Annotated in this window: 11 protein-coding genes; 1 reads left to right on the top strand and 10 read right to left on the bottom strand. The window is 56.6% G+C overall.

The window, feature by feature from the left end; all coding sequences use genetic code 11:
* Nucleotides 1-421: 421 nt before the first annotated feature.
* The 10 genes from Q1B46_RS21970 to Q1B46_RS21925 form a co-directional block, all read right to left on the bottom strand.
* Complete coding sequence (locus Q1B46_RS21970; RefSeq protein ID WP_299952021.1) at nt 422-1453, bottom strand: SIS domain-containing protein; 1032 nt, start codon at nt 1451-1453, stop codon at nt 422-424.
* Between the two features lies 1 nt (nt 1454).
* The gene (locus Q1B46_RS21965; protein WP_299952020.1) at nt 1455-2195 is read right to left on the bottom strand and encodes an ATP-binding cassette domain-containing protein; all 741 of its coding nucleotides are present in this window, start codon (nt 2193-2195) and stop codon (nt 1455-1457) included.
* Nucleotides 2192-3403, bottom strand: a complete 1212-nt coding sequence (locus Q1B46_RS21960) for an alanine racemase (protein WP_299952018.1) — start codon at nt 3401-3403, stop codon at nt 2192-2194. Before Q1B46_RS21960 ends, Q1B46_RS21965 begins: the two co-directional genes overlap by 4 nt.
* A 14-nt stretch (nt 3404-3417) precedes the next feature.
* Nucleotides 3418-4371, bottom strand: coding sequence for an ABC transporter permease (locus tag Q1B46_RS21955; RefSeq protein ID WP_299952016.1), 954 nt, complete (start codon nt 4369-4371; stop codon nt 3418-3420).
* A 65-nt stretch (nt 4372-4436) separates the two neighbouring features.
* The gene (locus Q1B46_RS21950) at nt 4437-5489 is read right to left on the bottom strand and encodes a substrate-binding domain-containing protein (RefSeq protein WP_299952014.1); all 1053 of its coding nucleotides are present in this window, start codon (nt 5487-5489) and stop codon (nt 4437-4439) included.
* Nucleotides 5490-5613: 124 nt separating this feature from the next.
* Nucleotides 5614-6663: a substrate-binding domain-containing protein gene (locus Q1B46_RS21945; RefSeq protein ID WP_299952012.1), complete on the bottom strand. Its 1050-nt coding sequence runs from the start codon at nt 6661-6663 to the stop codon at nt 5614-5616.
* Between the two features lie 15 nt (nt 6664-6678).
* The gene (locus tag Q1B46_RS21940; protein WP_299952010.1) at nt 6679-7929 is read right to left on the bottom strand and encodes a M20/M25/M40 family metallo-hydrolase; all 1251 of its coding nucleotides are present in this window, start codon (nt 7927-7929) and stop codon (nt 6679-6681) included.
* Nucleotides 7926-9140 carry an ROK family transcriptional regulator gene (locus Q1B46_RS21935; protein ID WP_299952008.1) on the bottom strand — a complete coding sequence of 405 codons (1215 nt, stop codon included), beginning with the start codon at nt 9138-9140 and terminating at the stop codon, nt 7926-7928. Before Q1B46_RS21935 ends, Q1B46_RS21940 begins: the two co-directional genes overlap by 4 nt.
* A 455-nt stretch (nt 9141-9595) precedes the next feature.
* Nucleotides 9596-11149 carry a tetratricopeptide repeat protein gene (locus tag Q1B46_RS21930; RefSeq protein ID WP_299952006.1) on the bottom strand — a complete coding sequence of 518 codons (1554 nt, stop codon included), beginning with the start codon at nt 11147-11149 and terminating at the stop codon, nt 9596-9598.
* 3 nt (nt 11150-11152) lie between these two features.
* Nucleotides 11153-11539 carry a hypothetical protein gene (locus tag Q1B46_RS21925; RefSeq protein ID WP_299952004.1) on the bottom strand — a complete coding sequence of 129 codons (387 nt, stop codon included), beginning with the start codon at nt 11537-11539 and terminating at the stop codon, nt 11153-11155.
* Nucleotides 11540-11877: 338 nt separating this feature from the next.
* Between Q1B46_RS21925 and Q1B46_RS21920 the strand changes: the two genes are divergently transcribed.
* On the top strand, nt 11878-12510 hold the full coding sequence (locus tag Q1B46_RS21920; RefSeq protein ID WP_299952002.1) for a tyrosine-type recombinase/integrase: 633 nt from the start codon (nt 11878-11880) through the stop codon (nt 12508-12510).
* The last annotated feature ends 100 nt before the right edge of the window (nt 12511-12610 follow it).

Raw genomic sequence — 12610 nt, 5'->3', positions numbered from 1 at the left:
TCACGTTTCAGCATGTGGGCCGCAAATACTTGTTGTCAAATGCGCAATTTATTGTCCTGCTCAAGCAACGATGGATGACTGAATTGGGCTGAGGCGTGTGGGGGCAATACAACATTCGGAGGTCGGGCGCACTTCACTTGGATGAACACCGGCCCAGACCGGACATCTAGCAGCCAACCGAGATGCTGCGGTCAGCCCACAAAGCCGCCATTCGCAGAAATGACCGCGCTCAGGCGCGATCTACTTCATTGCCAGGTTTCACTACCCCAAAGAAATGGGGGCAGATTCGTGACCTCTGGCAGGATGTTGACCGACGTAATGGAACGCTGCCAAAGAATCTTTGATGTCGGTTTCCATACTTCCGCACCTCGCATCGAAAATGCGAATTATTCAAGGTCGTTGGTTGCGAAACATCGCTTGATCAGATTGTTGTCGTGACCTTGTTTAGTCCCTCAGGCGCATCGGCATTTTCACCCAATTCAAGCGCCAGCCGCTCAACGAGCTTGTAGAAAGCCAGGATCTGGATGAGGGGCGTGAGGAATGCGTTGTCTGTATCCGGTACTGCAAGATCAGCGGAGTCATCACTGGAGATCAGAAATGTATCTGCGCCCTTCTTGCGAATGCTGTCGGCCGTGGAACGTGCGGACGAGGCAGATTGGTCGCTCGGGTCAAAGACCAGCGCCGCAAACTTACGCTCTGCCAAGACCACAGGACCATGTAAGACCTCTGCCGAAGAGAACACCTCGGCATGAATGCGGCAGGTTTCCTTGAGCTTCAATGCAGCTTCGGCTGCGACGGCCAAGCCGGGCCCCCTGCCTACAGTAAAAACAGACCCTGCACGGGCAAGCGCGAATTGCACTGCGGACCAATCGCATTCCAATGCTGCGCGTGCTAGCTTTGGTACATCCCGCAACGCGTTTTCCAGATCGCGATCCGCGGTATAGCCCGCGACAAATCCGAGGACGGCAAAGAGCGAACTGACGAAGGATTTTGTTGCCGCCACCGCTTTTTCCGGCCCGGCCAGCACAGGTAATACCGTGTCTGCGTCACGTCCGACCGGGCTGTCAGTCTCGTTCAAGATGGCAAGGGTATGGGCGCCACCCTGACGCGCGGCGCGTTGCAGGGCGACGAGGTCGGGGCTGCCGCCGGATTGCGAGATTGTCACACAGGCAAAATCCGTCAATTTCAGAGGGGTTTTGTAAACCGAAGCAATCGAGGGTCCGATTGATGCGACGGGCAAGCCGGTCTTCATCTCAATCAGGTATTTGAGAAACGTGGCGGCGTGGTCGGATGTCCCGCGTGCGCAGGTCACAAAGCCACGCAAGTTCAAATTAGATGCATGTTGACCAGCCTTCAGATACAAATCCAAACCCTCAATGATCTGGCGCGAAAGAACATCGGGGATTTCACCGATTTCCCGGGCCATAATGGTTTTTACATTTGCGTTGTTCATGTCAGGCAACCCCGGTGATCATCGAGACGATCTCGTTCTTGTCGGTCTTCGCGGTCTCACGAATGCCGATCTGCTCTCCGCGGCGCAGCACGCAAATTCGGTCCGACAGTTTGAACACCTGATCCAAGCTGTGGCTGATGATCAGAATGGCCAGGTTCTTTTCCTTGAGGCTGGCGATCAGATCTTCGACCTTGCCCGTCTCAGCCACCCCGAGTGCTGCCGTGGGTTCATCCAGCAAGACAAGCTTGCTTGCCCAATGCGTGGCGCGCGCTATCGCTATGCCCTGCCGCTGACCACCGCTAAGGTCGCTGATGGTTGAACTGGCCGACGGAATACGCACATCCAGATCGTCCACTAGCTCTTGCGATTCACGTCGCATGCGCGCCTTGTCGAGCAAACCAAACGGAGGTTTCGTCAACTCGCGCCCCAGGAACATGTTCATGAAAACCGGTTGCTGATCGGCAAGTGCCAGATCCTGATAGACAACTTCAATACCATTACTGCGCGCCGCGCTGGCATCGCTAAACGATGCTTCTTGACCATCCAGTTTGATTTCCCCCGAGGTCGGAGTGTAGACGCCTGAGATGATTTTGATCAGCGTGGATTTTCCCGCACCGTTGTCGCCGACAAGTGCCACGATTTCACCGGCCTTCAAATCCAGCGAGAAATCCTGAATGGCAACGATGCCGCCAAAAGCCTTATGGATGTTTTTCAGGGACAGAACATTGAGTTCATTATTCATGACAATGCCTTTTCCGGCCAACCTGTGACCTCTCCGAAAATGTTTTCGATGGTTGTAACAGCGGGGGTGCCGCTGGCGACGCCGGACACACCCACAATATTAGCGCGGGTGACGAAGGCCTGTCCGCGGAAGCCAAACACGACGGTATCGCCGGTCTTGGGTTGCACGGGGCCGGTCGCGTCGATCATTCCATAGTAGTCGATGGCCGAGTAGTCAGGGATTTCAACACTGGCCAGCGCCTTGCGCGAAGAAGTCGGTTCCGAGGCGATCAACGCATGCACATCGTATTTTGGAAAAACCGGATCGACATACAATCCGCCCCCAAAACAGAACGCATTGCCACCGTGGTGGTGCGACACTTCGGACAGATACAACACTGCTGGGTCCTCGGGCAGGTCTTCGACCGCATGTAACGGGGTTGTTCCATGCAGCGCGTTGCCCGGTTCGCATTGGGTGGCCCCGGCTTCTGCCAGAGCTGATAAAACGACGCTTGAATTGGTGCCTGGCGCGTTCACCTCTATCTCGCTGCGCCCAGCGGCGTCCAATGCCTCACGTGCTCTGGCCAGAGTTTGCAAATTGGGCGTCGGGATCACCTTGCGGGTCTCCTGATCGAACAAAAGCGCAGGGAAAGTCGTGATCCCGGCAAAGCCCGCGCCGTCTTGCGCGTCAAACTTATCCGCGATGGCGCGTATGTCTTCAGCTGCAAAACCGCCCTCATGGCCGCGATAGAAGGTATCGCCCTCAGTTTGAATGCGGGCCAGCAGGTTTTGAACGCGCCCAGCCTTGTGGGCTGCGTTTGCAGCCTCGCGCATCTTGTCGTCGCTAAACACCGTCCAAAAGTCAGGCTGCAACTGGCTGGCCGCAAAATTTGCATTTCCTCCGGGCACCTGCACCAGATGGCCCAAGTGACCGGTTTTCATTCCAGCTCGGTGACAAGCCACGGCGCAATCCAGATCAACAGCGACGGACTTTTTAATTCCGCCGCGCATGGCCGCCTGACAGAACCCTGAATGCCGGCCGACCTGTTTAGTCATGGCAAAGGTTTTCAAACCAAGTTTGTTGGCCTCGGTCGAGAGATGTCGCGCGTTGCGTTCGACCGCGTCCAGATCCAGTACATAGGAATTTGGCGGGATTGCACCCTGTTGGTGCAGCGCCATTGCGGCTTCGACAAAGCCCGGGTTTCGGCGGATCAATACATCCAGAAACATCTGTTTGCTCCTCCTTATCGGCTGCTGTCGCGTAGCGACACGGCCACGGCGAGCAGAATGATCAAGCCGCGCACAATCATCTGGTCTGAGACCTTCAGGTTCATCAGGATCAGACCGTTGTTCAGCATGCCCATCAGCAGCGATCCAAGCAACGCCCCGATCACTGAGCCTTTGCCACCATTCAGAGCCGTTCCGCCCACGATCACGGCAGCGATCACCGTCATCAGATCGCTTTCGCCGAGGGTATACTTGGCCGCTTGCAGGCGTCCTGCATAAAGCAGCCCTGCCAGCCCCGCCGTACCGCCGCAAATCATCATCACATAGAGGCGGACACGCGGCACCTTGATCCCTGTCACCTGCGCGGCGCGTGGATTGTCGCCGGTGGCCAGCACATGGGCACCAAACCGTGTATGTCGGTAGAAGATATGCCCTATGGCAGCGGCAACAACTGTCCAGATCAACAGCGACGGGACTGAGAACAGTTTGCCCGAGCCAAAGAACCCGGTGAAGGCTTCGTTCATGACAGGTACCGAGCGCAGATCGGTCATCGACCGGGCGATCCCAGCAAACAGGCCCATCGTGGCGAGCGTTACAAGAAATGAGGGCAGCTTGAGATACGCCACCAGAACGCCGTTCAATGCGCCAATGAGAATGCCGACGCCCAGTCCGGCCGCGACGCCCATGATTAGGGGATAATCGCGCAGAACTACAGCGGCGGTCAGGGCTGAGACAGCGACAATAGAACCAAAGCTCAGGTCGATTTCGCCCGCTGACAACGCGAAGACAAGACCAATGGCCATGATTGTCGCTGGCGCAGTTTGCAGGAAGATATTGGTCAGGTTGCGTTGGGTCAGAAATCCATCGTCATACAGTGTCACTGCAAAAAAGATGAAGATCGCAATAAATCCGATATAGACAACCATATTCTGGAAGTCGAAACCGGAGAGACGTTGTTTTACGGCGGTCATGTCAGTCTTTCGATATCCGGGCGTTTAAGGAACGAAAGCGCGCGAACGCGCTTCCGCAGATCGGGTCAGCGCAGTGTCTCGGGCGCTTCGCTGTTAAGGGATTTCATCCAGCCTTCGGCGATTGAATCCGCGTCGATGGACAGCGCGTCGACCACTAGGAAGGGATCGACCTCACGCCCCAAAAGACCAGCGGCAGCGGCACGTGCGGCATAGACTCCGATATTGTAGGTTTCGTCCGCAACGATCCCGGCGATGTTGCCCCCGTTTTTCATGTCCAAAGCAGCGGGTTCGTTCAGGTCAATCGTCACCACTTTGGTATGGTCATTGCCCTGCTGACGCAGAACCGAAATCACCCCCAGTGCCGGTTCTGCCCAAGGCGTATAGATGCCGTCAATGTCGGGATTACGTGACAGCATTCCACGAGCGATGTCTTCGGCATTGGCCGGATCTGTCATGCCGGATTCCGTTACGATTGTGATATCAGGATACTCGTTTTCGATGGTCCATTTGAACGCATTGTCGCGTTGGTTGGTCACCGGGAAATCGGCATCATGATACATGTAGCCAACTTCGCCTTTGCCACCCATGGCCTCGGCCAATGCGATGGCGGCCTTGTTACCGATCTGGAAAAGGTCAGCGGAGACAACCGTCACATAGTCCTCACCATGGGTGAAACCGTTGACTGCATTGTCGATAAACACAAGCTTAACACCCGCGTCACGGGCGATGCCGTACACTCCAGACGCAGTCGGCGGATCGATGGGCAGCGACAGGATGATTGACGGGTTCCGCGCCATCACGGTTTCCACATCGGATTTCTGGCGCGCTGGATCGAACCCGGCATCGGTTTCTGCTATCACTTCGATGCCTAGGCGCGCGAATTCATCCTTGGCCCCCTGTGCAACAGCATTGGACCAGTCATATAGCTCGTGCCAGACAAGGGCTGCGGTGTAAGACCCTTGCGAGACCTTGGCGATATCCTCGTCACTAAGCGAGAATTCAGAGACAGGCGTCGGGGCTTCCCCATTGGGCCCTTTGGTCAGCGGTTTTTCTGCCATTGCAACGGAGCCAACCAAAACCAAAGCGGCGGCGGCCAGTACTGAATGTTGGAAAATCATTTAAGTTTCCTCCCTTTACGTGTATGCCGCCAAGTGCGGCCTTAGTGCTGCGAACTGTCTTTGGACGAGACGGTAGCGGGTCCAACGAGAACGCAGCTTCTCGTTGGGCCTTGACTACAAGCGATCAGTTTTTCGTCACACTCTTTGGAGCATCGATGTGCAGGGACTGCATCCAGCCTTCGACCACATTGTCAGCCGTTACGGTTACGGCCGGTGCGACCACAAATGGCGGTACGTCCTGATCCAGCAGATCAAGGATTGCAGCAGCGGCCATCGCGCGGCCCAGCTCATAGGCTTCATCCGCCACAATCGCGGCTACGTTGCCACCACGCACCATGTCCAACGCTACAGGTTCTGAGAGATCGAGTGTGACCATCTTGGTTGTTGTGTTGCCATTGGCGCGCAGCGCGGCCAGAACCCCCTCAGCCGGACCGGCCCAAGTGACATAGATTCCACCGATATCCGGGTTGCGAAGCAACATCGCGTTGGCGATGTCTTCGGCGCGGGCCGGATCGCTGATGCCTTGCTCCGCTACAATCGAGATGTCGGGATAGTCATTTTCAATGGTGGTCTTAAAGGCGTTGTCGCGCTGATTGGTCACGTAGTATGCGGCGTCATGATAGATCCAGCCAACTGTGCCTTTGCCACCCATGGAGGCGGCCAGTGCGTCAGCGGCTTGCTTGCCCATCTGGAACAGATCGTCGGTGACGATGGCGGCATAGTCGGCTGGGTGTTCGTAACCAGAAGGCAGGTTTGACAGGAAGACTAGCTTAACGTCATTGTCGCGGGCTTCCTGAAATGCGGCCGCAGATGTCACCGGATCAAGCGGCAACGAAAGAATAATGCTGGGGTTTTTGGTCAGTGCCGTTTCAATGTCGCTACGTTGTTTGGCCGCGTCAAACCCAGCGCTCGTAGTTGCCACGACTTCGATACCCGCCCGAGCCAGTTCATCCGTCGCACCGGCGGTCACAGCATTCACAAAGTCACTCTGGTCATGCCAAAGCAGGGCTGCTGTATGACCACCCGCGCGGATGGCCTCCAGATCGGCCTCAGCCACCATCACTGATGCGGACGGAGTCGCCGTCTCTCCCTGAGGTCCGACGGTTTCGGCCAAAACGGACGTCGCGAATGCCAGTGCCGCCCCTACAGCCAGTTGGGTTATGTAGTGTTTCATGGTTTTCCTCCTGGGTTAATCGATAGTTCCGCAATACCGCACCATGAACAGCGCAAAGGCGCGGATCGCAGCGAGGTATTCTTCAACTGAGATGCATTCTTCGAACGTGTGGGCGACGCTGATGTCACCCGGAGCGCAATAGACCGCCGGACAGCCGATCTGGTCCACCAGAAATGGGTTTTCTGACCAATAGGGCGCGCCCCCAATCTCACCTCGCCGGCCAAACGCCTCCTGCACGCAAGTCCCCAGAGCCACAGCATCCGGGTGGTCAGAATCGATTTCAACCGGTGACCCGCCCAGCGAATGATCGCGTCCTGCGGGGTAGGTGATGTTGACCGTGATACCGTCTTGCAAATCAGAACAATTGACGGCGTCTTCGAACGCCCGTGCGGTGTCTTCAAGGTCTTCGCCCGGACGCAATTTACGGATCAGTGACAGCCTGCATTCGCCGGGAACGGCGATGTATCCGCCGCCATTAATGTCGGTGACAAGAATATTGGATGCCCCAACCAGATCATGCTTCGGTCCCGCTGCCAGATCTTCTTCGTGACGCCAGATGGCCGAAAGCACCTGATGCGTGGCTTTCAAGGCGTCGACACCCTTTTCAGGCGTACCGAAATAAGCGGATTTCCCGGCAACGGTGATCTCGGCGATAAAGAACCCAATTTGCGCCGTGTAGACATCCAACCGGGTCGGCTCCACGTAGACTGCAAAATCAGGCGTGGCGATCTGACCCGCCTTGACCCGCCGCACCAGATCCGCGGCACCAGAGCTCACCCCGGTGCCCGGTTCGCCACTTTCCTCATCTCCGATAAAAGCAAAAGAAACGCTGCCCTTCAGCTGAATGCCCGCTTCGTTTAAGAGGCGCACCGCCGCCAGAGCCGCACAAATTCCACCCTTAAGATCACAGGCTCCGCGACCCCAGATCTTGCCATCAATCACAGGTGCCGCGAACGGGTCTTCCCGCTCGGTCCCGGCCCATTTTTCAGCCCATCCACGGACATGCACTGTATCAGTATGCCCAACAAACATGAGCGTCGGACCATCGCCTGATCCTGTCTTTTGCCCCCAAACATTCGGTCGGCCAGGCAGAAAATCACCACGGCCCGGATCAAGGCCTATGTCAGTCATTTCATCTATCAGAAGCGCGGCGAAATTCGCCTCATTTCCGGTGACGCTTTCCCGTCCAAGTGCACGCTGAAGCAACAGGACATCCGCTTCGGCATTCTGGGACGCGCTCAACCTGTCATTCAAGGGGCTGCTCATGCCGCACCCTCCTGAAACGTTTCAATCTCTGGAGGAGGCACCACGATATTCGCCCCGGGCAAGTCGCGGGCAAACAGCGCGATGTGCAGCCGCGACAAGGCGACCGCAGTCCCACCGGCCAAAGCGGCGTGATTGCCCAAAGCCGACGCTTCGACGGGAATGGCGCGTGGGAGATTGCGCGCAATCTCCTGCTCGATCATGCGGATTAGCTCTTCGCGCGCACCAATAGATCCGCCGATTACCACACAATTCGGATCGATCACTGCTGCAATGGCACCAATGGTGCGGGCGATATAACTGGCAGTTGTCTGTAGCACATTTGCGGCGGCCTCTTCACCCGCCACAAAGGCGTCAAAAATCTCTGGAACGGTCTTTTGCATACCGGTTTCTTGCCGGTAACCGCCAACAATCGCTGTAGTCGCGGTAACGCGCTCCAAAGCGCCCACTTTCAGGCTCTCTGGTTCTGTGGGATCTGCACCAAACGGAATGAACCCGACCTCGCCAGCGCCGCCCGTGGCACCCCGCACCAACTGGCCGCCAATAACGACACCGGCACCGATGCCCGTGCCGATCGAGAGAAATACGAGATCATCCTTGTCGCCCTGATGCGTCATCCAATGCTCTCCGAGCGCCGCAAGGTTCACGTCATTTTCGACGATCACCTCAATGCCGAGGCTTACGCGCAGAAGTGAGGAAAAATCGATCCTGTCGATACCGATAATGTTCGGGGCCAGATTTATGTGGCCGGTTTCCAGATCCGGCACGCCAGGAACACCGATCACTGCAACACGAATCTTGCTCGGTGCAATTCCTAGATTGCTTGTGGCCCCATTCACCATGCGCGCGATCTGATCGACCACTGCTTCGCCACCGTCTTTGCAGGTTGGTTCAGCGACTTCGGCCACAACTGCGCCCGACAGATTGCATAATGCGACGCGGACCTTGGTGCCGCCAAGATCAACGCTAGCCACAAGCGCGGCATCAGGCACGATCTCATAAACCACTGCGCGACGCCCAACATTGCCCTCAGTTCGACCAACGGTCTGAACCCAGCCGTCCTCCTCCAGTGAAGATACGATCTCGGACACTGTTTGCTTGGAGTACCCGGTCATCTTAGCAACGCTCGCACGCGAGATCGGACCGTAGGTCGTGATTGCCTGCACAATGTTGCTTAATGTCATCCGGCGCGAAAGGTTTGTCGGGTCCGCCACGGCATTTCCTCATTAGTTCGTCAACTAACCGAACTATTAGACATTGACTGATGAGTCAAGAGTGTAGGCAATACGCTTGATCCACGGCGATAGGAGAATTGAGCTTCCTTTACCTCAACCTAAGTAGCGCGGTGCAATGCGGCCCGTTCCAGCCATTCATCGGGGCAGTCCGCGCCGCAATGCGGCTTCACCGAACCGGACTTTCGCTGCGGGCGCAAATTTCAACGGTGGTCGAACTCACACACCGCGGACGAAGTGTGAATTTGCGGCTGAAGCCGAAAGGTCCGCTCTCACGCGATTAACACTTGTCAGGCGAAGTGCTAAACTTCACTACTTCCTCTGAAGCTCTATCACTGGTTTCATTGGAAAAATTCAAATGGTCCAATTACTCCAAAATTTAACAGAATGGCTCAACGTGTTAAGCGACCAAGTAAGCTTACACTACCAAGTGTTGCTTACGCGCGCCGCCGCGCGTCGATGTTAGCCTGAAGCTTAGCGGCAAAAGCGAGGTGATTGCTCAACTTCGCAGTTACAATAACTTCCTGCGCGTCGTTGAGGGCCGCCTGGGCGCGATGTAACTCTATCGCGTTGCCGGTCTTGTCAAAAAATGCAACGTGAGCGCGCGCTAAATTCATAAGCGTCACAGCCCAGTCGTAAACTACTGGTCCGTGTGCCTGTTGCTCCAAAGCAGCACGGTATGCGTTGAGGGCCTCCTCAAGCCGGCCGGTTCCGCCCTCTCGTTCACCAAGGGCAAGGTTCACGAGCGCACTACCGAGGCACGACTGCGTCACCGCCCAAAAGATGGGCGCGCGCTCTCGAGTAAATTCCTTCAGCGCGAGGCGGTATGCAGCGACGGCCTTCTTTATCTTGCGGGTGCCGCCCTCCCTTTGACCAAGGGCATTCAGCGCGTTGCCGAGGTTCATCTGCATCTTTGCCCATTCGAAGGGCGCTCTCTCTCGGGTGACTTCCTCCGATGCGAGGCGGTAAGAGCGCACGGCCTCCTCAAGCCGGCCGGTGTCGCCCTCCCTTTGACCAAGAGCCAAGAGCGCGTTCCCAAGGTTCATCTGAGTCGCCGCCCATTTGAGGGGCAAGCGCTCTCGGGTGATTTCCTTCAGGGCGAGGTCGTATGAGGCTACGGCCTCCTCGAGCCGGCCAGTGTCGCCCTCCCGTTCACCAAGGACCCTCAATGCGTTGCCGAGATTCATCTGTGTTAGTGCCCATAAGATGGGCGCGGAGGTCTGTTCTTTAAGAGCGGCGCTGAAGGCGGCGACGGCCTCTTGCAGTCGATCGGTGCCGTTCTCCCGTTCACCGAGGGTAAAGAGCGCAATGCCGAGATCCATCATCGCGCCGCCCCGCTGTTGAGGAGTGTCTGCACGGTTCTGCGCGATTTTGCACAGTGCAGCAGCGACACGGAGGTCGAGGTTCTGACCCCGCTCAACGCCCCGTTCGAGCCACTCCGTCCATGTATCTACCAACGCGTCGAAACGGAACGCGGGATCAGGCGTTTGAAGGTCCACTTGGCAGACGATCTTTGCCGCAGCTCCTTCGGCGTCGAATGCTAGAAGGTGTTGATCGATGGCGATGTTAAGGGTTTCCGCAAACACAGACTGCTCTCGCTTTAGGCTTGCCTCTGCTGCAGCGATGGCGCGGTCGGCCACAACGACGCCTTCGTCGAACTTGCCCTTCTTGTTCAGCGCGTCGAGTTCGGCCGCTACCGCATCGATAAACGGATCAAGGTTGCTTCGCGTTTCCGCGCGGCGACGCATACTGGCGACGATATCGACCGCGTTGCATATATCTTTCAGAGCCTGCTCAAGATTGTCCGTCTGTGGCGAAACGCGATTGGCGATTTCGAGGATCGTAGACTTAGAAATGTTCTGGCTATTTTCGGCAACTACCTTGGCGACGAGCGCGGCAACCTGTTCTTCGTCGAGGCCATATTTATTTATGTCGCGTCCTGCGGCGTAGCCGCCGCGGTCTGCTGAAACTTGCAGCGGCTGCTCAGCCACGGCTCATGCCTTGAGCGGCGTTGAGATGTTCACGTCGCGCCCGGCTGCGATACCTTGCCGGTCTGCAATCACCATAATCCTGTTGTCGATGCCCACGCCTTGACCGTCGGCGACGAGCGCGCCACGGAGCGCTTCGGCAAGCTTCTTGATTTTGGCCTGCGTGTCAGCGTCGAGATCGTCCACGTCCTCAGCTACTGAAATGGCGCGATGCTCGGCCTCGGGATTGGCTTCCAGCTTCTTGACGTTTTTGGGCGAGGCAGGGAGCAGTGCTTCCTTCAGCCCCGCATAAGCATCCTTGGCGGCGGCACCAACGGCCTCCTTCCCGAGCGCGGCTGCACCAGATGCTAGAGTAGCTGCGGCGAGCGTTCCGATGGTTATGGGATCGGCCAAACTCAAATCCTTATGGTATTAAGTTTCCAAAACATGCCTGACTTGAACTGGTGAGGTCAACGAAAAATCCAACCCGCTTCTTGACAAGGTATGAAGATTTACCGCTCGTAAAGCGCAGCGGATCCCGGATACACACGTTCCGTGTACTTAACACTATTACCAATAATGTTAAGCGATTTATCCATATTTCGAGCACAGCGGACCTTCGTGCAGGACGCGGCATCTGTCATAGTGGGCTCACTGCCGACCTCGGAGGCGGTGCGGCATCATGTGATATGTTAGCGTCGTCAACGTCGGGTTGTCGTTGTGGGAGGGCATGGCGGATCGGAGGATCAGTCATGGAAACACCAAACTTACCGGCCATTCGTGCGCTTCGCCCGGCTTGGAACAAGGGACGCATCGTAGGACAAAAACGGCCATTGAAACCAAAACATGTCTGGGCGATCCGTGTTCGACTTGAACTGGCCGAGAACCATCGAGACCTCGCGCTGTTCAATATGGCCATCGACAGCAAACTGCGCGGCTGTGACCTCGTGAAAATGAAAGTCGTCGATGTGATGGCCTCTGGTCAGATCAAGGAACGGGCGTCGGTTCTGCAAAGCAAGACACAGAAACCTGTGCGATTTGAGATATCCGAAGGCACACGCGCCTCTGTCAAAAAGTGGATGGAAGATGAGCTCATGGTCGGCTCGGAGTACCTATGGCCGGGTCGGTTCCATGAGCGCCTGCATATCTCGACCCGGCAGTATGCACGGATTGTTCGCGACTGGGTTACGTCAATCGGTCTGGAGGCGAGTGCCTATGGCACCCACTCGATGCGCCGAACCAAAGTCACCCAGATATACAAGAAGACCGGCAACCTTCGAGCCGTTCAGCTTCTTCTCGGTCACACAAAGATGGACAGCACTGTCCGATACCTGAGTGTTGAACTCGAGGATGCTTTGGCCATCGCGGAAGCCATTGAAATCTAGCGAATTTGGGTCGCTTTCACTAGCGGCCCTAAGCGGACACCCAGCAGGCGTTCTTGATGCTGTAGTCGCAGCCCGCTTTGCGGTCATTCGCTGCATACGC

It is taken from the genome of uncultured Ruegeria sp., assembly GCF_947500045.1.
Taxonomy (GTDB): Bacteria; Pseudomonadota; Alphaproteobacteria; order Rhodobacterales; family Rhodobacteraceae; genus Ruegeria.
Note: the sequence above shows the minus strand (reverse complement) of the source record. Positions and strands in the feature narration are given on the sequence as shown.

Coding starts and splice junctions, on each gene's coding strand:
- Q1B46_RS21955 (WP_299952016.1), bottom strand. CDS start 4,371: ATGACCGCCGTAAAACAACGTCTCTCCGGTTTCGACTTCCAGAATATG.
- Q1B46_RS21970 (WP_299952021.1), bottom strand. CDS start 1,453: ATGAACAACGCAAATGTAAAAACCATTATGGCCCGGGAAATCGGTGAA.
- Q1B46_RS21960 (WP_299952018.1), bottom strand. CDS start 3,403: ATGTTTCTGGATGTATTGATCCGCCGAAACCCGGGCTTTGTCGAAGCC.
- Q1B46_RS21945 (WP_299952012.1), bottom strand. CDS start 6,663: ATGAAACACTACATAACCCAACTGGCTGTAGGGGCGGCACTGGCATTC.
- Q1B46_RS21950 (WP_299952014.1), bottom strand. CDS start 5,489: ATGATTTTCCAACATTCAGTACTGGCCGCCGCCGCTTTGGTTTTGGTT.
- Q1B46_RS21965 (WP_299952020.1), bottom strand. CDS start 2,195: ATGAATAATGAACTCAATGTTCTGTCCCTGAAAAACATCCATAAGGCT.
- Q1B46_RS21920 (WP_299952002.1), top strand. CDS start 11,878: ATGGAAACACCAAACTTACCGGCCATTCGTGCGCTTCGCCCGGCTTGG.
- Q1B46_RS21940 (WP_299952010.1), bottom strand. CDS start 7,929: ATGAGCAGCCCCTTGAATGACAGGTTGAGCGCGTCCCAGAATGCCGAA.